The sequence below is a fragment of the Nonomuraea turcica genome, from assembly GCF_030718205.1.
Taxonomy (GTDB): domain Bacteria; phylum Actinomycetota; class Actinomycetes; order Streptosporangiales; family Streptosporangiaceae; genus Nonomuraea.
The window spans coordinates 72,497-95,169 of record NZ_JAUZQF010000013.1 but is presented as its reverse complement, the minus strand read 5'-3'; the positions used below and the strand labels follow the sequence as shown (position 1 = coordinate 95,169).

16 protein-coding genes are annotated in these 22,673 nt (G+C 70.4%); 6 read left to right on the top strand and 10 right to left on the bottom strand.

Features of this window, described 5'->3' with window-relative positions:
- Positions 1–373: 373 nt before the first annotated feature.
- On the bottom strand, positions 374–3,880 hold the full coding sequence (locus tag Q9G87_RS31475; RefSeq protein WP_305920346.1) for a serine/threonine-protein kinase: 3,507 nt from the start codon (positions 3,878–3,880) through the stop codon (positions 374–376).
- Positions 3,881–4,144: 264 nt separating this feature from the next.
- On the opposite strand from Q9G87_RS31475, the gene Q9G87_RS31470 reads away from it, so the two are divergent.
- Together Q9G87_RS31470 and Q9G87_RS31465 are read left to right on the top strand one after the other, a co-directional pair.
- Positions 4,145–7,615: a WD40 repeat domain-containing serine/threonine protein kinase gene (locus tag Q9G87_RS31470; protein ID WP_305920147.1), complete on the top strand. Its 3,471-nt coding sequence runs from the start codon at positions 4,145–4,147 to the stop codon at positions 7,613–7,615.
- 94 nt (positions 7,616–7,709) lie between these two features.
- Positions 7,710–10,292, top strand: coding sequence for an AfsR/SARP family transcriptional regulator (locus Q9G87_RS31465; protein WP_305920146.1), 2,583 nt, complete (start codon positions 7,710–7,712; stop codon positions 10,290–10,292).
- A gap of 61 nt (positions 10,293–10,353) precedes the next feature.
- Here Q9G87_RS31465 and Q9G87_RS31460 read toward each other — a convergent pair whose 3' ends face one another.
- The 4 genes from Q9G87_RS31460 to Q9G87_RS31445 form a co-directional block, all read right to left on the bottom strand.
- Entirely contained in the window at positions 10,354–10,884 is a 531-nt protein-coding gene (locus Q9G87_RS31460; RefSeq protein WP_305919547.1) for an RICIN domain-containing protein, read from the bottom strand.
- 36 nt (positions 10,885–10,920) lie between these two features.
- Positions 10,921–11,565, bottom strand: a complete 645-nt coding sequence (locus tag Q9G87_RS31455) for a tetratricopeptide repeat protein (protein WP_305920145.1) — start codon at positions 11,563–11,565, stop codon at positions 10,921–10,923.
- Between the two features lie 180 nt (positions 11,566–11,745).
- Entirely contained in the window at positions 11,746–12,129 is a 384-nt protein-coding gene (locus Q9G87_RS31450) for a hypothetical protein (protein ID WP_305920144.1), read from the bottom strand.
- 231 nt (positions 12,130–12,360) lie between these two features.
- A complete protein-coding gene (locus Q9G87_RS31445) occupies positions 12,361–12,774 on the bottom strand; it encodes a sensor histidine kinase (RefSeq protein ID WP_305920143.1) in 414 nt (137 codons plus the stop codon).
- A 508-nt stretch (positions 12,775–13,282) separates the two neighbouring features.
- On the opposite strand from Q9G87_RS31445, the gene Q9G87_RS31440 reads away from it, so the two are divergent.
- On the top strand, positions 13,283–13,999 hold the full coding sequence (locus Q9G87_RS31440) for a winged helix-turn-helix domain-containing protein (protein WP_305920142.1): 717 nt from the start codon (positions 13,283–13,285) through the stop codon (positions 13,997–13,999).
- A gap of 151 nt (positions 14,000–14,150) precedes the next feature.
- Here Q9G87_RS31440 and Q9G87_RS31435 read toward each other — a convergent pair whose 3' ends face one another.
- From Q9G87_RS31435 to Q9G87_RS31425, 3 genes are read right to left on the bottom strand one after another with little or no spacing between them, the layout of a single operon-like run.
- A complete protein-coding gene (locus Q9G87_RS31435; protein WP_305920141.1) occupies positions 14,151–15,368 on the bottom strand; it encodes an NADP-dependent isocitrate dehydrogenase in 1,218 nt (405 codons plus the stop codon).
- Positions 15,369–15,421: 53 nt separating this feature from the next.
- Positions 15,422–15,724: a DUF3017 domain-containing protein gene (locus Q9G87_RS31430; RefSeq protein ID WP_305920140.1), complete on the bottom strand. Its 303-nt coding sequence runs from the start codon at positions 15,722–15,724 to the stop codon at positions 15,422–15,424.
- Positions 15,721–16,842 carry a citrate/2-methylcitrate synthase gene (locus tag Q9G87_RS31425; protein WP_305920139.1) on the bottom strand — a complete coding sequence of 374 codons (1,122 nt, stop codon included), beginning with the start codon at positions 16,840–16,842 and terminating at the stop codon, positions 15,721–15,723. The genes Q9G87_RS31430 and Q9G87_RS31425 overlap by 4 nt, the downstream gene beginning before the upstream one ends.
- A 181-nt stretch (positions 16,843–17,023) precedes the next feature.
- On the opposite strand from Q9G87_RS31425, the gene Q9G87_RS31420 reads away from it, so the two are divergent.
- Positions 17,024–17,671 (top strand): FHA domain-containing protein, encoded by a 648-nt coding sequence (locus tag Q9G87_RS31420; RefSeq protein ID WP_305920138.1) that lies wholly within the window; start codon positions 17,024–17,026, stop codon positions 17,669–17,671.
- A 193-nt stretch (positions 17,672–17,864) separates the two neighbouring features.
- Here the strand turns inward: Q9G87_RS31420 and Q9G87_RS31415 are convergent, their stop codons facing one another.
- Entirely contained in the window at positions 17,865–19,397 is a 1,533-nt protein-coding gene (locus Q9G87_RS31415; protein WP_305920137.1) for a glycoside hydrolase family 10 protein, read from the bottom strand.
- 91 nt (positions 19,398–19,488) lie between these two features.
- Between Q9G87_RS31415 and Q9G87_RS31410 the strand changes: the two genes are divergently transcribed.
- Positions 19,489–20,919, top strand: a complete 1,431-nt coding sequence (locus tag Q9G87_RS31410) for a glycoside hydrolase family 3 protein (RefSeq protein ID WP_305920136.1) — start codon at positions 19,489–19,491, stop codon at positions 20,917–20,919.
- Complete coding sequence (locus tag Q9G87_RS31405) at positions 20,916–21,779, top strand: MurR/RpiR family transcriptional regulator (RefSeq protein WP_305920135.1); 864 nt, start codon at positions 20,916–20,918, stop codon at positions 21,777–21,779. Before Q9G87_RS31410 ends, Q9G87_RS31405 begins: the two co-directional genes overlap by 4 nt.
- Before the next feature lie 23 nt (positions 21,780–21,802).
- Here Q9G87_RS31405 and Q9G87_RS31400 read toward each other — a convergent pair whose 3' ends face one another.
- Positions 21,803–22,573 carry an IclR family transcriptional regulator gene (locus Q9G87_RS31400; RefSeq protein WP_305920134.1) on the bottom strand — a complete coding sequence of 257 codons (771 nt, stop codon included), beginning with the start codon at positions 22,571–22,573 and terminating at the stop codon, positions 21,803–21,805.
- Positions 22,574–22,673 lie beyond the last annotated feature (100 nt).

The window sequence follows — 22,673 nt, the reverse complement described above, 5'->3', positions numbered from 1 at the left end:
TGAGGTTGACCGGTAGATGGGCCATATCGGTTCACCTGATGGCACGGTACGCCGCGATCGCCAATCGCCTACGCCCCTGTTCATGATCCGGACCCTGCCACGCGTGATCGCCGAGCCGGCGGGCAAGCCGGTCCCCAAGGGCGGCGTCGAGCCGCGTCGGCTGGCCCGCCGGATCGCTACCGAACCGGCAGCGTGGACCCGCCGCCCGCCTGCCCCTGACCGCCAGATCGATCGCCGTCGTCGTCTGCATCGAACGTGCGGAGTCGCGCGACCGCCGTCGGGGTGGATCCGCAGGTCGGCGAGGCTAGACGGGGCAACGTCCCCCACCCCTCCGAATGTGTTCGACGTCGCTTGCGCGGCTGGTGGCTCTCACTCAGCGCCCACTACGGCGTTCGCTACCGGATGTGGACCCGCGGGCTGCCGATTCTGCGGATCGGCACAGCGTGAAAGGCTCGACGCCGGGCAGGTGGCGGGACCATTCAGCGGCGGTGAGTGTACGGCCCGCGCGTGCGCACACGGTCGCGGCCACGTGCCGCTCATCCACGTCATGCACGCGCACGGTGCCGTCGAGGGCGGCGGTGTGGAGTTTCGTGCCGTCCGCCGAGAACGCCACCCACCCGTCGCCGACCTCGTCCAGCCGCTGCTTACCGTCGAAGACGATGCCCAGCGGTTGCCGGGTCGGCACGTCCCACAACCGCACGCGCATACCCTTCTCGTACGAGGCGATCGTGCGCCCGTCGGGTGACCAGGCGAGCATGGTGGCCTCGCTGCCCGGAACCGCGGAGAACTGGGCGATCCGGGCCCTGACGTCGCCGTCCCACAAGGTGAGCCGGTCGGGGCCGGCGAAGACCACCTGACGGCCGTCCGGGCTGACGGAGAAGGGGCCGTCGAGCTGGCCGGTCCCCGGCGCGAGAGGGCGGGTGGCACCCGTCGCAGGGTCGATGAGCTGGAACGGGTCCCCGGTCATCAGCAGCCGTCCATCGGGGCGGAAGGCCAGGTAGCCCGCGCTACGCCCGCTCGTCGTTCGCGCAGTCCCCCGTTCGAGGTCCCACAGCTCGACGCGGCCGGACTCGTCCTCGCGTGACACGGCCAGCGTGCGGCCGTCCGGGCTGAAGGCCAGCGCCCGCGCACCCTTCCTGCCGTTACCCGTCAGCTTGAGCCTGGCCGACACCTCGCGTCCGGCCAGATCCACGATGGAGACCTTGTCGCCGCCGGCCAGGGCGAGGCGGCGGCCGCCAGCGTCGAAGGCGGTCGCGGCCCCCGTGCCCGACCAGCCGACCGGCGCGATCAGCGGCCGTCCCGTCGCCGTGTCCCAGACGTCGATCGTGTCCATGTTCACCTCGGTCAGCACGCGCGCGGAAGGGTCCAGCGCCACGCTCGCGCCGTCGCCGGCGGCGATCGGCCGGTCGAACGCCATCGAGACGTCCTCGGTGTAGACGACGCCGCGGTCGTTCAGATAGCGGACGGCACGGCCGGCGAGGTCGAAGCCAAGCTGGGCGACGAAGTCGGGCATGGCCCGCTCGTACACCGTGGCGAAGCCGGAGCGCCGCTGTAACCTCAGCATGCTCCCTCCCCCCCAGGTGGCGATGAACGCGTCGCCGAAGGCGAAGGCCACATTCGTGGCGCGATCGCTCTCCTCACCCATCGTCTCCCCTGCGGTCGGCAGCTCGAACAGGCGTAGCCTGCTCTGCTCGCCCGAGGCCAGGGTCTCGAGGGTCACCAGCGCCCTGCCGTCGTCACTGAAGGCGATGTCGTCGATGACCGCTCCGTCCGGAAAGCGCGGTATACGCGTCTTCTTGTCGCTGCGAAGGTCCCACAGCTCCTCCCTCGTGTCGTCAGCCACGAAACCGTGGCGGCCGTCCCCGCTGATCGCCTTGACGGCGGCTCCCGAGGGGGCGGTGAGCCGCTTGCGCGTGGTGACGTCCCACCATTCCTGCAGGACTTGTCCGGGGATGGCCAGGTAGCGACCGGACTTGTCAAACTCCAGGTCGGCGCCCCACTTGTGACCCTTCCCGAGCGGGATGGGACCGCCGAGCGGCCGGCCGGTCCGCGTGTCCCACAGTCGCGCAGCCTTGCCGTCCAGGAGGGCCAGGGTGCGCCCGTCGGGGGCGAGCGCGGCTTGGGCCACGCCCGTGCCCACGCCCGAGAGCGTGCCGATCCGCCGCTTGCCGGGAAGGTCCCAGATCCTGGCCGTGCCGTCGCTCACCGACACGAGCGTGCGCCCGTCCTGGCCGAGCGCCTGTACCGTGTCGGCCGTGTAGTCGGGGTCGGCGAAGACGGAGGTCGTGCTCTGGGAGAGCGAGTCGTAGAGCGCGCCTCGGGCCTCGGGCAGTCCCGGGCTCAGCCGCCAGCCGGCCACGCTCAGCAGCATCGCGGCCTGGGGGTCGCTCTTCCGCAGGTCGGCGGCGCGCAGCGCGAGCGCTTGGGCCAGCGCGTTGTCACGCTGCCTGTTCGACTCCCTGCGCAGGTATTCGGCGCTGCCGAACCCGCCGAGCGCGGCCACCAGCAGCACGGCCAGCGCCGCCGCGACCAGGTTGCGCCGCCTGGACTGCCGGCGGGCTTGCCGGGAGGCGGCGTCGAGGTATTCGCGTTCACGCCTGGCCAGAGTAAGGTCCTTGCGCTCGGCCGCGGCCCAATGGAGCGTCCGGTCCAGAGCCGAGCCGTGCATCAGATCGCCGGGTCTCCTGCCGTGCGACTCCCACTCGGCCGCGGCGTCGACGAGGCGGCGATGCACCGGCAGCCCAGCGCTGTTGCCCGCCACCCACTCGCCCAGCCGGGGCCAGGCGCGCAGCAGGCCCGGCATGGCCAGCGCGTACGCCGTCCCGGTCCGCGTGACGATGCCCGCCGCGGCGAACACGTCGAGCAGCGCGTCGACGGCCGGGGGCTCGGGCAGTTCGTCCCGGTCGACCGGCCGGAGCGCGTCGCCGTCGATCATCCGCAGGAAAACCTCGGGCACGCTCGCCCGCTCGGTCTCGGTGAGCTCGGCGTAGAGCTCCTCGGCGATCGCGCCCAGGTCCGGTTCCGCCCGGCCCTTCAGCGTGCCGGCCAGCGTGCCGCCGCGCGCCAGCGGGTCCTCCTCGGCGGCGTCGCCCGCGACGGTGTCGTCGAGCAGGCGCAGCAGCACCTCCTTGGCGGTCGGCCGGTCGGCGGCGTTCCTGGAAAGGGCGGCCGCCACGAGGGAGCCGAGCGGTTCCGGCAGCCCGGCCACGTCCGGCTTGAAGCCGAGCAGCCGCCCGATGACCGCCATCGGGTCGCCGTGCTCGATCGCGTCCCTCCCCCGGGCCGCGAACAGCACGACCAGGCCCCACGCCCACAGGTCGGCCGCCTCGGTCACGGCGCGCCCGTCGAACACCTCCGGCGACATGTAGTTCGGCGTGCCCATGATCGGACCGCTCGTGGTCGGCCCGACCTCCCTGGCCACCCCGAAGTCGATCACCCGCGGGCCGTCGGGGCCCAGAATGATGTTGTCAGGCTTGAGGTCACGGTGGACGATGCCGGCCTGGTGGATGGCGGTCAGCGCGGTCGCCACGCCGACGGCCAGGCGGCGCAGCCGGTCGCCCTCATAGGAGCCCGACTCGGCCACGACCTGCCGCAGGCTGAGGCCGGGAACGTACTCGCTGACGATGTACAGCGGGGCCGCCTCGACCTGCGCCTCGATCACCTTGGCGGTGCAGAACGAGGCCACCCTCTCGGCCGCCGACGCCTCCTTGGCCAGCCTGGCCCGCGCCTCCGCGCCCTCGGACCTGGGCACCTTGATCGCGACCCGTTCGCCCGGCTCGCCGTACGCCTCGTAGACGACGCCCTGGCCGCCCGCGCCGAGGCGACCGACCAGCCAGTAACGCCCCAGGCGGTGCGGGTCGGAAGAAGTGAGAGGAACCATCAAGACCGCCATTCTGCTCGATCGGGGTCGTCCCGGACCATAGGGCGGCGGATGTTGAGGCGATGTTGAGGATCCGCCCAGTCCGGCGGCAAGCGCTCGCGTGCCGCGCAAGGACCGGGGCGTCGCGGACGCTGGCCCGTGCCGCGCGGGTGCTGATCGAGCGGCACGGTCTCAAGGGACATTTCTCATAAGGCAGAGGCACCGCGCGGACTCCGGCCGTGGTACGGAATATCACCAGACGACTTTGGTGGAGGAAGGATCTTGATGGCCCCTCTGGCTCCCTCCGATCCGCACCGCCTGGGGCGTTACTGGCTGGCCGGCCGCCTGGGCCAGGGCGGTCAGGGCGTGGTCTACGAGGCGTACGGTGACAACGGCGAGCGGGTCGCGGTCAAGGTGCCCAGGTTTGACAATGCGCAGGCGCGGGCCAGGCTGGCGCAGGAGAGCGCGGCGGCCGAGAGGGTGGCCTCGTTCTGCACCGCGCGGGTGATCGAGGCCCGGGTGGACGTGCCCGTCCCGTACATTGTCAGCGAGTTCGTGCCGGGTCCCAACCTGCGGCAGGTCGTGGACGAGTCCGGACCGTACCGAGGGGACCGGCTGCGACGCCTGGCCATCGGCGTGGCGACAGCGCTGACCGCCATCCATCGGGCAGGGATCGTGCACCGCGATCTCAAGCCTGACAACATCATCCTCGGCCCCGACGGCCCGCGGGTGATCGACTTCGGGGTGGCCAGGGAGGTCGGGCCGACCACGAGCGGGCCGCTCATGGGCACGCCCGCCTACATGCCGCCTGAGGTGCTCGCCGGGAGTGGCGCCACCGAGGCGGCCGACCTGTGGGCCTGGGCGATGGTGGTGCTCTTCGCGGCCGGGGGAAGCGACGCGATCGCGCCGGGCGAGCCGATGGCGGTCGTCGGCCGCGTGCTCGCCTTCGAGCCTGACACCGCCGGGCTGCCCGACCCGCTCGGCCCTCTCGTGGCCGCCTCACTCGCCGCGGACCCCGCTGCCCGGCCCGCCGCCAAGGACGTCCTGCTGCGTCTCGTCGGTGAGGACGAGAGCGAGAGCCACGATCTGCTCACTTGGGGCAGCACGCAGGCGGGAACACTGCGCGGCCCGGCCGAGCCCGACCTGGGCGCGATCGCCGAGGAGCTCTACGGCCTGCTGACGGAGGCGGAGCGCGCGAGCACGCCCGAGGTTTTCCTGCGGATGGTCGACGGCGACACGCTCAGACCGGTCGCCAGGGACGAGTTGCCGGAGACGGAGGCCGTCGACGCGATGCTGGCCGTGTTCGCCGCCGCCGGCCTGGTCGCGAGCACCGGCACGGCATACGAACTGGCCAGGCCCGGCCTCCTCCACGCCTGGCCGAGGCTCCGGGACTGGGTGGCGGGCAACCGCGAGGGACTGCCCGTGCACCGCCGCCTCGCCGACGCCGCCGCCGAGTGGGAATCGCACGGCAGGAGACCCGCCGATCTGATGCACGGCTCGGCCCTGGACCGGACGCTCCACTGGGCCGCGGCCGAGCGCAAGGACCTCACACTGGCCAGGCGCGAACGCGAATACCTCGACGCCGCCTCCCGGCAGGCCCGCAGGCAGTCCAGGCGGCGCAACCTGGTCGCGGCCGCCCTGGCCGTGCTACTCGTGGCCACACTCGGCGGGCTGGGCACGGCCGAATACCTGCGCAGGGAGTCCAACCGGCAGCGTGACGACGCCCGCTCCAAGGAACTGGTCCTGCGCGCGGCCGACCTGCGGGAGATCCAGCCCGAACTGGCGCGGCTGCTCAGCGTCGCGGCCTGGCGGCTGAGCCCGGAACTGCCGGAGACACGCGGCGCGCTCTACGACTCCGTGTCGCAGCCCACGGCACGCATCTCGGGCGACGCCTCGATCACCGACGCGGAGTTGCGGTCGCTCAGCCACGACGGCCGCACGCTCGTGGCGGTCGTAAGTGGCAAGGCCCAGATCTGGGACGTCTCCAGTTGGCGGCGCCTGCGCGAGTTCTCCGGGCTCGGCGAGGGCCTGCACAAGGTCGCGCTGAGCCCGGACAGCCGCGTCATGGCCGTGCAGGGCCCCAAGGGGGTGCAGCTGTGGGACGTCGGCACGGGCCGCCCGCTCGGCGGCTGGTTCGCCGCCAAGGCCGAATACTCCGAGGTGTACGCCAGGCTGGAGTTCGACCGGACTGGGCGCCTGCTGAGCGTGCCTGTCGGTTCGACCAGCGAGCAGTTGTGGGACGTCGCCACCCGCCGGCGGCGCACCGCGCCGTCAGGGGCGGCACTGACCGCCATCAGCGCGGACGGCCGCCTCGGGTTCGCGTCCACGGGGGCGGGCGAGCGGGCGGAGCTCTGGGATCTGCGCCGCGGCGTCCGCATGAGAGCCTCCTGGCTGCCGCGCTCCGGGAGCGTCCTCAGGGCCAGGTTCAGCGAGGACGCGCAGGAGCTGGCCATCGTCGAAGAGGTGCCAGGCTCGGAGCGGCCCAGGGTGCGCGCGCTCTACCTGGACATTGGGTCCCCCTGGCTGATCGAGGACGGCGAGGAGGGGCAGGTCGTCGACTACAGCCTCGATGGCCGTTTCGTCGCCGCCTGGACCTCGATGAGAGAGGTGGTGTTATGGCGGGGGGCCAACGGGCAGATCGTGTTGCGACTCGAGCTGCCGGACCTCGTCAGCGAGGTCCGCCTCGACACCAAGGGCCGGGCGCTGCGCGTCCTGACCGACAGCGGCACCGTCCACACGATCGACGTCGCCCACCTCTTCGACCGCTCGCTCACCGATCACGCATTGGACGACCTGCGTCCAGACCCCGGGGCACGGGTCCTGGCCGTCAAGCGGGCCGGGATCCTGAACCTGCTGGACACGGCGTCGGGCCGGCCGCTGGTCCCGGCGATCAAGACGAACGACACCGGAACCGTGATGGCGTTCAGCCCCGACGGCAAGCGGCTGGCCACCACCGAAGGCACGACGGTCCTCATCATCGAGACCAGCTCGGGCAAGGTCACGGCGCGGTTCCGGCTCGCTACCAAAGGGGCGGCGACGTCCGACCAGATGGTCTTCAGCCGGGACGGCCGGACACTGGCCGTCATTCCGTCCGGATTCGACGGCCAAATGCCGTCGGAATGGGACGACCAAACGCCGTTGGAATTGCTGGATCTGGAGCACGGGTCGTCCAGGGTCACCGCGATCTCGGGCTACGGGCCGATGGAGTTCCTGCCGAACGGCGGACTGATCATGCCGTTTCCCGAGGTCAGGATCGTCGATCCGGTGAAGGGCCGGCCCGCCGCCCCGGAGGCCGCTCCCGTCGCGGACACCTTCGCCGTGGCCGCGGACGGCAGCAGGATCGCGCTCAGTCAGCCTGACGGGATCTCTCTCTGGGACGGGGAGCTCAAGACCCGGCTCGGCTCCTTCCCTTACGCCCCTGACGGCGACCCGCGGATACTCGCCTGGTCGCCTGACAAGAGCATGATCGCCGGCTTCGAGAGCGGCGCGCGCATCAGGCTGTGGGACGTGGCGAGCAGGCGTCCGCTGGGCGTGGTGTTCGACGGGCTGGGCGGCGACACGAACGGGCTCTGGCTGGAGTTCTCCGCCGACGGCAGGAAGCTCGTCAGCCTGACGGACGACGGGACGCTCCGCACGCACGACATCGACGAGCATCGCGTGGCGGGGACGGTGTGCGAGCGGGTGGGGCGCGCGCTCACCGCCGAGGAGTGGCGGACGTACTTGCCCGAGATCGAGCGCTTTCGCCCTTGCCCTTAGCTTGTCCTTCACGTGCGCCACGAGCGCAGGCGGGAGTGAGAGGAGTCATCAGGTGTGCCATTCTGATCGACATCTCCCCGAGAAGGAAGATCGCATGGAATTTCGCATCATGGGGCCGCTCGAAGTGCGCGACGGCGACGGGCGGGACCGCACGCCGACCGTGCCGAAGCACCGCGACCTGCTGGCGATGTTCCTGTTGAACGCCGGTCGTCCGCTGACGGCCGAGCGGCTGCGCCGGCTGCTGTGGTCGCGTGAGGGCGGCGACCGATCCGACTCCCTGATCCGTGGCTACGTGGGCCAGTTACGCCGGCTGATCGGCCCGGATGTGATCACAACCGTGTCCGGCTCGTACGTGCTCAACCTCGGTGACGGCCTCCTGGACGTGGACCGGTTCCGGCTGCTCGTGGACCAGGGGGCGTACGAGGACGCGCTGGCCTTGTGGCGGGGCGAGGTCCTGGCGGATGTGGACCCCGAGGGCGAGCGCTGGGTGGAGACCCGGCTGCTGCGCGAGGAGCTGGAGGAGCTGCGGCTGCTCGCCCTGGAGCGCAGGGTGCAGGCGGACCTGGACGCGGGCCGGCACCGCGAGCTGCTGGCCGAGCTGCGGCAGCTGACCAAGCAGCACCCGATGTGGCAGCGTTTCCGCGGCCAGTACATGCTGGCGCTCTACCGCAGCGGCCGCCGCGTGGACGCGCTGGCGGCGTACGCGGTGCTGCGCGACCAGCTCGACGGCGGCCACGCGATCGAGCCCGACCCGGAGCTTCAGCTCCTCTACCACCGCATGCTGCACGACGACGTGTCGCTGCACGTCTCGGCCGGGCCGCCGGTGCTGCTGCCGCCCGACATGACCGACTTCACCGGCCGCGCGGATCTCCTGGAGCGGGTTATAGGCGGACTGGTCGTGCTGCACGGCCAGGCGGGGGTGGGCAAGTCGGCGCTAGCCGCGCATGCGGCGTGGCTGCGACGTGAGCGCTTCCCCGACGGCATCCTGTACGCCGACCTGCGCGAGACCACGACCCCGGCGGCGGTGTTGGAGGACTTCCTGCGCTGGCTGGGCTGTCCGGCGCAGGCGATACCGGCGTCGCCGGGGCAGCGCGAACGGCTGTTCCGCACCTACACCGCCAACCGCCGGCTGCTGGTGGTGCTGGACAACGCGGCCGACGAGGCGCAGGTGCGGCCGCTGCTGAGCGCGTGCCCGACGGTCGTGACCAGCCGTTCCCCGCTCGGCGGCCTGACCGGCGCGCTGCGGCTGTCGGTGGGTGTGCTCGACGACGCCGAGGCGTTGGAGCTGCTGGTCAGGAGCTCAGGACGGGCCGCGGACGACGCTCTGCGCAGGCTGGCGCGCTTCTGCGGCGGCCTGCCGATCGCGTTGCGCATCGCGGGCTCCCGGCTGGCGGCCCGCCCTGAGTGGAGCGTCGACTACCTGGTGGGGCTGCTGGAGGACGAGCACGAGCGGCTGGACCGGCTGCACGCGGGCGATCTGACGGTACGGAGCGTGTTCGCGATCGGGTTCGACGGGTTGCCCGAGACGGCCAAGCTGACGCTGCGCGGGCTCGGCGCGCTGTCCGCGCCCGACTTCGCGGACTGGGTGACCGAGCGGCTGGGCGGGCAGGCGGAGGCGCTGGTGGACGCCGGCCTGCTGGAGACGCACGGTGTGGACGTGGCGGGCCAGGTGCGTTACCGGCTGCACGGCCTGACCCGGCTGTTCGCCCGCGAGCAGCCGGTGCCCGGCGTGCTGGCGACCCTGTCGGAGGTGGTGCAGGCCAGGGTGCGGGCGTCGCGGTTCTCGCTGGTGTCCGGCGATCCCGCTACGGCCGTGGCGACCAGGGACATCAGGGAGTCCGTGGAGTGGCTGGCGGCCGAGCGGGCGTTCCTTGTGAGCCTCGTCGCCGACCTGCACGCGGCGGGGCTGGACGACGGGTGCTGGCGGCTGGCGCACCTGCTGGTGCCGTTCCTGGAGCGGCACCGGTTCCTCGACGACTGGCGGGCCGTGGCGGGGCCGGCGCTGGAGTCCGCGCGCCGGGCGGGCGACGACCGGGGCGAGGCGCTCGCCCTCCTGGACCAGGGCGACCTGCACGTGGCCGAGCGGGAATGGGACAGCGCGCACGCGAAGCTGCGGGTGGCGCTGGCCATGTTCCTGCGCCAGGCCGGGCAATCAGGCAGGAGCCGCGACGTCAACCACACCAGGCGCCGGCTCGGCCGCGTGCACCTGGAGCTGGGCCGGCTGGAGGAGGCGGAGCGGGCCCTGCTCACGTGCCTGGAGGGCGCGGAGAACGAGCGCGACGCCGCCGACGCCGAGCAGGTGCTCGGCCTCGTGCTGCGCCGCGCGGGCCGGCTCGACGAGGCAGCCGCCCGGCTGCGGGCCGCCGTCGGGCACCTGGCCGAGCTGGGCGACCGGCACCGGCAGGCCGACACGCTGCTGGAGCTGTCCGCGGTGCACCTGGCGCAGGGCGCCAAGGCGGCCGCCAGGGCCGCCGCCGAGCAGGCCAGGGGCATCGCCGTGCGCCTCGGCGACCGGCTGCTCGACGCGCACGCCCTGCTGGCGCTGGCCAAGGTCAACCGGGCGGAGGGCGCGGCCGAGCGCACGCGCGAGCTGGCCGGCGCGGCGCTGGAGGTCTTCGAGCAGGCCGGCGACCACCAGGGCAGCGCGAACGCCCGCGCCCTCCTGGCACTCGCCTGAACCGCCGGCAGGTGGCGGACGTCCTCGCGGTGCAGCTCTTTGGCGTCGCCGATGCGGACCGCTAGCCGACCTTGGTGATCTGCCAAGCCTGCTCGCTGCCTCCCTTCTTGCATGGCCACTGGATGGCGGACTTGCCCTTGCGCGCTTCGCCGTGGCCGATCGCCAGGCACATCTGGGTCGCGCCGTTCATGAAGTGATACGCCCGGAGCTCGTCCTCCGGGACGCCCTTGACTCGCAACAGCCGCTTGGGCTTCCAGCGCTGCGCCCACCCGCCGTTGCACGGCCACTGGATGGCGGACTTGGCCCTGCGCGCTTCGCCGCCACCGATCGCCAGGCACATGCCGGTGGCGGCGTTGGCCAGGTACCCATCGGACGACATCAGCCATTGCTGTTCCGGAGCATGGGTGCACGGCCACTGGATGGCGGACTTGCCCTTGCGCGCTTCGCCGTGGCCGATCGCCAGGCACATGCCGGTGGCGACGTTCTTGAGCTCGACGACGGCTCCGCTGGATCCGGTTGCCGCCTGGGCGGGAACCGCCAGCAGGCCACCGGCCAGCGTGACGCCGGCCAGAAGTGTGATCGCTGTACGCATATGTTTCGTCCTCTCTTGGGTTGTTGGGGGATGTGCTTATGGACAGTGGCCGAGCGCCGAGATGACGACGTCGAGGCCGGCCAGGGCATGGGCGAGGCCGGCGCGGTGCTGCTCAGGGGAGGCCGCGGCCAGCTCCCGATGAATGGTGACCGCCTCTTTCGCCAGGGGCAGCGCTTCGGCCGGCAGGCCGCGTTCGGTCAGGGTCACGCCGAGGTCGGCGAGCACGTCTGCGAGGTCGGCCAGGTAACGGCCGGGTGAGGCCGCAGCCAGTCGCCGGTAGATGGCGGTGGCCTCTCGCTCGGCGCGCAGGGCGTCGGCCGGCCGGTCCAGCTCCGCCAGAGTCGTCCCAAGGTTGATGAGGGCATCGGCGAGGTCGGCCAGGTAGTCGTCGGGGGAGGCCGCGGCCAGCTGCCGGTAGACAGAGACTGCTTCCTCCTCGGCGTTCAACGCCTCGCCATGCCGGTCGAGCTCGGAGAGGGTCACGCCGAGACTGGTCAGGCAGGTGGCGAGCTCAGACAGGTAGAACTCGGGGGAGACCGCGGCCAGCCGCCGGTAGATGGCGATGGCCTCTCGCTCGGCGCGCAGGGCGTCGGCCGCGCGGTCCAACTCCCCGAGATGCACCTTTTCCATGAGCAACCGAGCCCGCCTGCTCCCCTCGCCCTCGTCCGGGACTTCCGCCACAGCTCATCCCTCCATCGACATCAGGCAGCAACCGCTGTGGCGCCGTTCTTTCCTAAAGGGCCGTCACGGGCCTGGAGGCGTGACGGCCCTTCACAGATCACACGTCCGTGTGCCGGCTCCCGGCGGTTCTCAGTGGTCAGTGGCTGCGGCGGGCTCGTCGGCCCCAGCTCATCCGGCCGGTCAGATGAAGTCGCGGTGCTCCTCGACGCCGCAGTCCTGCCTCTGGGTGTTCCTGATGGTGCGCAGGTTGTCCTTGCTCATCCAGCCATGCGTCCCGGTGCCCTTGACACGGACGTACACCCAGTGCTTGCCGTACTTGTTCCGCGTCCAGCAGTGGAAGTACAGAACCTGGCCCGCGTGGAGCCTGGTGACGTTCCCGCACGCGGCGTACGGAGCGGTCTTGAGGTTGAACGACCCCCGCATGACGCCCCAGCCGTCGTCGACGTTGACCGGACTCGGTCCGCCGCACCCGGGCAGCGTGGCGGCCGACGCCGCGGCCGATCCACTCAGCAGGGCCGCCCCCATGGCGCCCGCGATCGCCAGCGCTCCGAATGTCTTGACCATGTGCCCCATCCCGTTCCCCCTTCACCTGAACCGATCGATGCCATGGACGATAGGAACTCATGCGTTGAGCTTGTGTTGAGGATCTGTTGAGCCCGCTGGCCCCGTTTTCCGCACATGAGTGATCTTCAGCGGAGATCTCGTGGGTCGATATCGGCGGGATGGCGGGCGGCCTGCGTATACGCCGTCGACCTGAGTGACATGCCCCGGATGTGCTGGACGCGCCGGCCCAAACTAGCCGAGGGCCCTTTGGGGTACTGTGGCGCTCACCGTGGTGCCTTCTCCTTGTACGCCATTGACGGTGAGGCCGCCGCCCACTCCTGCCAGCTCGACCCGTCTGCCACTCAGATTGGCCTCATACGCATCGGCCGACGTACCGAGGCCGTCATCGCTAACGGTCAAGCGCAGCCCACCGGGAGCCACGGTGAGGGCAATGGAGACGTTACGGGCCTGCGCCTGCCGTTCCGCCTCCTGCAGAACGTCACGGATCACGCCATGGACGATCTCGGTGATGAGGGCGGGAAGCGACTGCTTCGGCAGGGCCCATATCTCCACCGTGATCCCGGTCTGCAGCGACCATTCCGCCAGGTGATCCTCCAGAGCGTGTGAGGTGGCCGTGCGACTGGCTGATTCAGAGCTATTGATCATCTGCTTCCTCCACTGTCCTTTTCCGCCGCCGCCCATGGTCGTTGCTCTTGTCGTGATCAACGCTTCATCGGCTCTCGCCGTCGGCGTCGTGCCCAGCTTCCGCGTCCTCGCGATCGCTGCTCTACGTGATTCGGCCTAGCCCGAACAACGACATTTCGGAAGAATGGCCCAGAGCTTGTTCGACATGGGGAGGACCGTGGTCTATCGGATCCACTTCACGGTTGAGGACCTGGCCCGGACGAGAGTCGCCGAGACCCCACCGCCGTTGTGGGAACTGAGCATCTCGCTGCGCATGCTTCAAGAACGCACCTACCCGGTGCGCTTCGGAGCCTGGCGACGTCGTGCCCGCGCCGGCCTGCTCCCTCCGGCCCGGATGGTGCTTGAGCTGACCCCGCCCCGTGGCTGGGTGCCGACCTTCTTGGCCCCTACCGGACTCGGCTGCCCGCAGGAGATGCTGGAGCAGGTACGCTCCACGCCCCGGTCCCAGATCCGTACGAGCCTGGCTTCCGTGGCCGAGCGCCAGTCACTGCCGTCGTGGGCCCACCATCTGGCGGACGATCGCGACTTGCTGCGCCAATTGTTCATCGGCCTGGAGCACGTGTACGACCGTTTGCTGGACCCGCACTGGCCACAGATTGCCGGTTTCACCGCGGCCGATCAAGGAGCGCGTGTCCGGCAGATGGCCACCGGCGGTTGGGAACGTCTGTTCGCCTCGCTGAACCCGCGGCGCATCCGCTGGAATCCACCCGTACTGGAGCTCGCGATGGCTTCGGGTCTTGAGGGCGACCTACACCTGGACGGCAGGGGGCTGCTGCTCATTCCCTCGGTTTTCGGTTTCGCAGCGCCCGTCCTCGATCCTTCCGCTGAGCCCCAACCGATCCTGACCTACCCCGCGGGCCTTGAGCAGCAGTCCGGCACGCTGCCCCTGTGCGCCCCGCCGGCACAGCCCACATCTCCGGGAGCGTCGTCGCCGCTGGCGTCGGTCCTGGGCCGCACCCGAGCCGCCGTGCTCCACTCCATCGCCGAGCATCCCGCCTGCTCCACGAAAGAACTCGCCGCGCGCATCGGCATCGCCCCGGCCAGCGCGAGTGAACACACCACGAGTCTGCGCGAAGCCGGCCTGGTTCACACGGTGCGGAGCCGCAACACGGCACTCCACAGCCCCACCGCCCTCGGTGCCGCTTTCCTCAATGCCCCGCGTGACATCCCGCCGGTTAAGGCTTGAGGAGATCACGCCGAGCAGCCAGGAGCGGACGCGGAACGCCGTCGCCGCCGTGTTCGCGCCCGATCCGAAGCCGTGACGGCCCACAGACGGCCCAGGCATGCGAAACGGCCCCCACCATGCGGCGAAACCGCAGGTAGAGGGCCGTGTTCGACTAGGCGGACATCTTCTTCTTGAGGTTCTCGTCCAGCGCGGCCAGGAAGTCCTGGGTAGTGAGCCACTGGGCGTCGGCGCCGACCAGGAGCGCGAGGTCCTTGGTCATCTGGCCGCCCTCGACGGTCTCGATGCAGACCTGCTCCAGCGTGTTGGCGAACTCGGTCACGGCGGGAGTGTTGTCGAGCTTGCCCCGGTGGGCCAGGCCACGGGTCCACGCGAAGATCGAGGCGATCGGGTTGGTGGAGGTGGGCTTGCCCTGCTGGTGCTGACGGAAGTGGCGGGTGACCGTGCCGTGCGCGGCCTCGGCCTCGACCGTCCTGCCGTCGGGGGTCATCAGCACCGAGGTCATCAGGCCGAGCGAGCCGAAGCCCTGGGCGACGGTGTCGGACTGCACGTCGCCGTCGTAGTTCTTGCACGCCCAGACGTAGCCGCCCTCCCACTTGAGCGCCGCGGCGACCATGTCGTCGATGAGGCGGTGCTCGTAGGTCAGGCCGGCCTTCTCGAACTCGTCCTTGAACTCGTTGTCGAAGACCTCGGCGAACAGGTCCTTGAAGCGGCCGTCGTACGCCTTGAGGATCGTGTTCTTCGTGGAGAGGTAGACCGGGTAGTTGCGGGCCAGGCCGTAGCGCATCGACGCGCGGGCGAAGTCGCGGATCGACTCGTCCAGGTTGTACATCGCCATCGCGACGCCGCCGCCGGGGAAGTCGTAGACGTCCAGCTCGATCGGCTCGGAGCCGTCCTTGGGGGTGAACGTCAGGGTCAGCGTGCCCTCGCCCGGGATCTTCAGGTCGGTGGCGCGGTATTGGTCGCCGAAGGCGTGACGGCCGACGACGATCGGCTTGGTCCAGCCCGGGACGAGCCGCGGCACGTTCGACATGATGATCGGCTCGCGGAAGATGACGCCGCCGAGGATGTTGCGGATGGTCCCGTTGGGGGACTTCCACATCTTCTTGAGACCGAACTCCTCGACCCGCGCCTCGTCCGGGGTGATGGTGGCGCATTTCACACCGACGCCGTACTTCTTGATGGCGTTGGCGGCGTCGATGGTGACCTGGTCGTCCGTGGCGTCTCTGTGCTCGATGCCGAGGTCGTAGTACTTCAGGTCAACGTCGAGGTAGGGAAGGATCAGCTGGTCCTTGATGAATTGCCAGATGATCCGGGTCATCTCGTCGCCGTCAAGCTCGACGACCGGACCCTCCACCTTGATCTTGGGCATGCGAATGGTTCCCCTTCAATGAATCGATGCGTTGAGGCTATCGGACCGTCCGGTCAACGGGCGAAAAGGGACAGGATGAACGCCTTGAGCTCGTTGTTGTCCAGCAACAGCGAGGTCAGGACCAGCACGAAGCCGAACGCGGCCAGCGTGGTGACGTCGGTCGTCTTGCTGCGGATGGACAACTGGCCGCCGTAGCCGGCGAAACGCAGCGCGGCGGCGACCATGACGACGGCGCCCAGCGCGAACCCGCCCCAGCGCGGGTCCATCAAAAAGATCGCGACCACGCCGACGGCCGCACCCGCCAGGATCAGCGGGTACGGTCCCCAGCTCTCTCGCCCAGTCCCCCGGTCGCTCAACGCTCTTCTATCGGCTTCCACTTCTGATCCGTCTCACCGATGTATTCGCTGTCGGGGCGGATCAGACGGTTGTCGGCGTGCTGCTCGATGACGTGAGCCGTCCAGCCGGACATGCGGCTGATCGAGAAGACCGGCGTGAACAGGTCCGTCGGGATGCCGAGATAGTGATACACGGAAGCAGCGTAGAAGTCGACGTTCGGGTAGAGGCCCTTCTCCTCGAAGACGACCTCCTCCATCTCCTTGGACATCCTGTAGTAGGTGTCGTCGCCCGTGGCCTCGGCCAGTTCCGCGGACATCCTGCGCAGGTGGGTGGCGCGCGGGTCCTCGGTCTTGTAGACGCGGTGGCCGAAGCCCATGATCTTCTCGTGAGCGGCGAGCTTGTCGCGTACAGCCTGGGCCACCCCGTCCGCCGGGATCGACTCCAGTGTCTTCATGACCTGCTCGTTCGCGCCGCCGTGCAGGGGACCCTTCAGGGTGCCGATGGCGGCGACGATGGCGGAGTGCATGTCCGACAGGGTCGCGGCGCAGACGCGGGCGGCGAACGTGGAGGCGTTCATGGTGTGGTCGGCGTGCAGCACCAGGCACTCGTCGAAGATCTCGACCTCGCGCGGTGCGGGGGTGCGCCCGGTGACCTGGTGCAGGAAGTTCGCCGCGATGCTCAGGGACGGGTCAGCGTCGGGGATGCTGCCGCCGGTGCGGGCGGCGTGATAGCGGGCGACCAGCAGCGGCTGCTGCGCGACCAGGCGGGCGGCCTTGCGCAGGTTGGCCTCAGGGGCGATGGAGTCCTTGTCGGCATCGTCCGCGCCGGACAGCGAGACCAGCGAGCGCAGCGCCTCCATGGGTTTCTGCTTCTCGGCGATCTCCGCGATGTTCGCGGACACCAGGGCGCCGAGCTCCCTGCCCCGCGACAGCTCCTCGCCGTAAGCGTCCAGCTGGGAGCGGGTGGGCAGCTTGCCACGTTGCAGCAGGTGTGCGGTCTCTTCGAACGTCGCGCGGCCGGCCAGGTCATGGATGTCGTATCCACGGTAGAAGAGTCGACCGGCCTTTCCGTCAATGTCGCTCAGCGCTGTGGACGCGGCTACGACATCGGCCAGGCCTTTCGTGGGCTTGTCCGCCATGAGTGTTTCCTCCGCTTATCTTCGTCCGAAGTCTACCCGTGAGCAGGCAAAACCGTCCGCAAAGGTCCAGACCAATTTCACGTCGGATTCTCCTTTCGGCAAAGGAGATTCCGCATCCCCTCGTTTGGGTAAGCCGGAGCTGTAGTAATAGTTACGGCGGGCTACCTGGGGAGGAACTGCCGTGGAGGGGCCGTTCATACGCATCGAGGACACTGGTGAAGTGATCCCGTTGCGCCCCGAGATCACGACGGTCGGGCGAGGCCGAGGTGTGGACATCCGGCTCACCGATCCCAGCGTCTCTCGACTCCATGCCGAGTTCGTCAGACGAGGACCCTACCTGTACGTCGTCGACCTGGGGCTGTCCAGGAACGGCACGCGGGTGAACGGCAGGCCGATCGCCCGGAGGGTCCTCGACGACGGCGACGTCGTCTCGTTCGGTGCGGCGCGGGGCCGCATCGGCGGAGTCCCGCGTGAGGACTTCACCCCCGAAGTGGAGCTGCGCAGGGCCGCGGCGCCCGAGCTGACCAGGCGCGAGGTCGACGTGCTGACCTCACTCTGCAGGCCGGCGCTGTCGGATGAGGCGTTCGTCGCCCCGGCGACCGCACGCGAGATCGCCGACGACCTGGTCGTGACCGAGGCCGCGGTCAAGCAACATCTGCTGCGGCTCTACCAGAAGTTCAGGATTCCCGAGGGCACCAACCGGCGCACGCGGCTGGCCAACGAGGTCGTCGCGCTCGGCCTGGTGCGCCCGACCCCTGTGGTGCCGCCGCAGCGGTCATCGGGAGCCACGGCCGAGCAGCCTTCGGCGGCTGGACGCAGGGCTTCATAGGGACCGGATCGCGACCGGGGCTTCGGCGAGGGGTTCCGGCAGCGTCGGAACCTGGACAACACCATGCTCATGAGAACGGCGGGCACCGCACGCCTCTCGGTGTGCGGCGACCCGCCGGGTTCAGTGACAGTCAGGGCACGGGCCGGCGACACGTGCGGGCGAAGCACGCTCACCACCGCGTTGCCGGCGCATTTCAGATGACCCGGAATCCGTTGCTGGGTTTGCTGGTCCGGTTGGCCCGGTCCACCGCCACCGCGTAGTAGTGGTCGCCGCTCTTGCCGTCCGGGTCGGTCCAGCGGATCTGCCGGTCTCCCGGCACGACGGCGACCAGGTTGCGGGCGTCGGCGAAGGCGCCCGCGGACGCGTGCCGGTCGAAGCGGAAGATCGCGAACAGGAACGGCTCCTCCCTGCCCGTGGCCACCGCCCGCACCTCGACCCCGCCGTCGCGGCGCAGCGCGTACGCCACCACCGGCCGCCGCGGCGGCTCCCCGTTCGCCAGCCTGGGCAGCACGGGCGCGAGCGCGGGCCGCTGGTAGTGCTCGTTGACGGCGGTCGTGATGGAGCCGATCCTGTCGACCTTGACGTCGTTGGCGTTGTACCAGATGTCGCCGCTGATCTCGGGGTGGTTCCTGTTGAGCGTCAGGTGGTTGGACAGCTCGGCGGGATTCTTCCACTCGGGCGCGGGCTGGGCGGGGTCGCCCGCCTTGTACGCGGGCTGCCCGATCCACAGCAGCGTGTTCGTGCCCTTCGCCACGTCCGACCACCACGGCACGAGCTTGGAGTAGTCGGCCGGGGGCTGCCCGATGTACCAGTAGAGCTGCGGCGCGATGTAGTCCAGCCAGCCCTTCTTCACCCAGCCGCGGGTGTCGGCGTGCAGGTTGTCGTACGACTGCCCGCCATTGGTGTCGGAGCCGAGCGGGTCACTGGCCTTGTTGCGCCAGATGCCCGACGGGCTGATGCCCCAGGCGATGCTCGGCTTGCTCTCCAGGACCCGCTGCTGCATCTCACGCACCATGAGGTCCACGTTGTCGCGCCGCCAGGTGGCCAGGTCAGGGAATCCGGCGCCATACTTCGCGAAGGCCGCGCTGTCGTCGAAGGCCGTGCTGTTGACCGGGTAGAAGTAGTCGTCGAAGTGCAGACCGTCGATGTCGTAGCGGGTGACCGCGTCCATCATCGCGTCCTGGCAGAACTTTCGGACCTCCGGCATGCCGGGGTTGTAGTAGAGCTTGCCACCGTACGGCACGATCCAGTCGGGGTGCTTGCGTCCGGGGTGGTCGGGGTGCAGCTTGGCGGGGTCGGCCTGCATCGACACGCGGTACGGGTTGAACCAGGCGTGGAACGCCAGGCCGCGCTTGTGCGTCTCTTCCACGGCGAACCCGAGCGGGTCGTAGCCGGGATCCTGGCCCTGCGTACCGGTGAGATATTGGGACCACGGCTCGTACGGCGACGGCCAGAACGCGTCAGCCGTCGGCCTGATCTGCACGAACACCGAGTTGAGCTTGCGCTGCACGGCCACGTCGAGCCAGGCGAGGTATTCGGCCTTCTGCTGGTCGGCGGTCAGCCCCGGCTTCGACGGCCAGTTGATGTTGACGACGGAAGCGATCCACATGCCGCGCATCTGGCGCAGCGGCGGCACGTAGTCGGCCTGAGCGAAGGCAGGCAGCGGGACGGCGGAAGCGGCGGCGGCGAGGGCTAGGCCCTTTAAGAGAGTCCTTCTGCTCGGCATGGGGGGATGGCCTCTCGGGGGATGTGGTTGTATCGAGGGCGACAATGACAGAAAATTACCTTCAGATCAATATCGATGAAGGAAAATGCCGATGAGCCGTGACCTGTGCAGACTGGCGATGACGGTGCTGCATCCGGGGTTCGAGGGGACCTCAGCCCCCGACTGGCTGCGCCGTGCGCTGGGCGACGGTCTCGGCGGGGTCGTCCTGTTCGCCCGCAACGCCATCAACGCCCAGCTCGTAGGGCAGCTGCGGGCCGAGAACCCGGCCACCGTCGTCGCGATCGACGAGGAAGGCGGCACGGTCACCCGGCTCGAGGTCCTGTCCGGCAGCTCCTTTCCCGGCAACCGGGCGCTGGGCGTGGCCGACGACGTGGACCTCACCGAGCGGGTCGGCCGCCAGATCGGCAGGATGCTCGCCGAGGTCGACATCACGCTGAACTACGCGCCCTCGGCCGACGTGAACGCGAACCCGGCCAACCCGGTGATCGGCGTGCGCTCGTTCGGCCCGGACCCCGGCCTCGTCGCCCGGCATACGGTCGCCTACGTCAACGGGGTGCAGCGCGCGGGCGTGGCCGCCTGTGCCAAGCACTTCCCCGGCCACGGCGACACCGTCGCCGATTCCCACCTGGCGCTGCCCACCGTGCACGCCTCGCGCGACGTGCTCGCCGAGCGTGATCTTCCGCCGTTCCTGGCCGCGATCGGCGCCGGGGTACAAAGCATCATGACCGGCCACCTGCTCGTCCCCGCGCTCGATCCGGCGCTGCCGGCGACGCTGAGCCGTACCGTGCTGACCGAGCTCCTCCGGGGTGAGCTCGGCTTCGACGGGATGGTCGTCACCGACGCGATCGAGATGCAGGCGGTGGCCGCCATGTTCGCGCCCGGCGAGATCGCGGTGCGGGCGCTGGGCGCCGGCGCCGACGCCATATGCGTGGGGCTGTGCACCGAGGAGAGCCTCCACGAGATCCGCGACGCGATCGTGACGGCCGTGCGGGAAGGGGACCTGTCCGAGGAGCGGCTGGCCGAGGCGGCCGCGCGGGTGCTGGCGCTCTCGAGCTGGTACGCCGCCCATGGCCCGCTCCGGGAGCAGGCCCGCGCCGACGTCGACCCCGGCGTCGGCCTGGAGGCGGCCAGAGCCGCGCTGACGACGACCGGAGCCGCCACCCTCGAGCGCGGGCCGCTGGTCGTCGAGGTCAACACCCGCCACAGCCAGGCCGTGGACCCGGCCACACCGACCGGCGTCACGGCGGCGCTCACCCGGCTGCTGCCCGACACGGCCATGCTCCGGCTGGAGGCCGACGGCGAGCTACCGCCCTTCGACGACCGGCCGATCGTGCTGGTCGTGCACGACGCGGCCCGGCACGCCTGGGTACGCGACGTCGTGGCCAAGGCCGTGGCGGCGCGGCCCGACCTGATCGTGGTGGACACCGGCATCCCCGGCCCACCGGTCGGCGCCGCCCATATCGCCACCCACGGGATCTCACGCGTGTCCGCGCAGGCCGCGGCGGAATGGCTGACCCGATGAGCGCCACCGAGCCGGCGAACCCCGTCGCCGCCGTACGCGCCGTGCTGCCGTCGCTCACGCCGGCGGCCCAGTCCATCGCCCGCATCATCCTGGACGACCCTGGAGTGGTCGTACGGAGCACGATCACCGAGTTCAGCGCGGTGTCCGGGACCAGCGAGGCCACGATCGTGCGGACGTCGCGGGCGCTCGGGTTCTCCGGCTACTCGCAGATGCGCTTCGCCCTGGCGGCGGCCGTGGCCCAGCAGCCCGAGCGGCTGGTGCCCGGTGACCTCGCGCCGGACGATCCGCTGACGGACGTGATCGCCAAGGTGGCGCGGGCCGAGTCCGAGGCGCTGGCCGACACGGCCGCCCAGCTCGACCCCGACCAGCTGGGCGAGGTGGTGTCGGCGATCTCGGTGGCACGGCGGGTGGACGTCTACGGCGTGGCGGCGTCGGGGCTGGTCGCGGCCGACATGTCGCAGAAGTTGCTGCGGATCGGGCTGTCCAGCCATCCGTTCAGCGATGCCCATCTGGCGTTGACCAGTGCGGCTTTACTGAAGACAGGGGACGTGGCGGTGGCGATCAGCTGCAGCGGGGAGACCCCCGATGTGCTCGTCCCCGCCAGGACGGCGGCCGAGGCCGGGGCGCTGGTCGTGGGGATCACCAACAATCCGCGGTCGTCGCTGGCCGAGCTGTCCGACCACACGCTGGTGTCGGCCGGGCGGGAGACGGCGTTCCGGCCCGGGGCGCTGGCCAGCCGGATCAGCCAGTTGCTGATCGTGGACTGCATCTTCGTGGGGTTGGCGCAGCGCACGTATGAGACGGCGGACGCCGCTATCCGGGCTACGCGGGACGCCACGGACCGCTACCGGAACCGGTGACGCCACGGCCGTCGCCGAGCGGGTCAGGCCCGGGCCACCGACAACGAGGTCAGGTCCGCCTCGATCTTGGCGGCCGTGGCCAGCAGCGGTGGGAGGAGTTGCCGTCTGGCCTGCTGCAACGTCGTGCGGCTGGCGTGCGTCGAGACGTTCACCGCGGCCACCGCGCGACCCGAGCGGTCCCGGATCGGGGCGGCGATGGAGCGCAGCCCCTCCTCCAGTTCCTGGTCCACCATCGCCCACCCGCGGCCGCGCACCCGGTCCAGCTCGGCCCGCAGCGCCGCGGGCAGCACGATCGTGTGTGACGTGAGCCGGCACAGCGACGCCCGCTCCAGGTAGGCGTCCAGCTCGTCCGGGGGGAGCGCCGCGAGCAGCACCCGCCCCATCGACGTGCAGTAAGCCGGGAAGCGGGTGCCGATGTTGATGGTCACCCGCATGATCCGGGCCGTGGCCACCCTCGCCACGTAGACCACGTCCTCACCGTCCAGCACCGCCACCGACGCCGACTCGTGCACCTCCGCGGCCAGCCGTTCCAGGTGCGGGTCGGCCACCTCGGGGAGGGACAGGCTCGACAGGTACGCGTACCCGAGCTCCAGCACCCGCGGCGTGAGCGCGAACAGCCGCCCGTCGCTGCGCACGTAACCCAGATCGGCCAGGGTGAGGAGGAAACGCCTGGCCGCCGCCCGGCTGAGCCCGGTCGCGCGGGCCACCTGGCTGAGCGTGAGCTCGGGCTCGGCGGCGCTGAACGCCCGGATCACCGCGAGCCCGCGGGCCAGCGACTGCACATGATCGACCATCGAGATCCCCTTGACAGGCCACGGCAGAGGCGTAACTTCCGCGATACGGGGCTTGTTCGGTCAGAGAATACATGTGCGCATCGCGAACAAACAGGAGCCA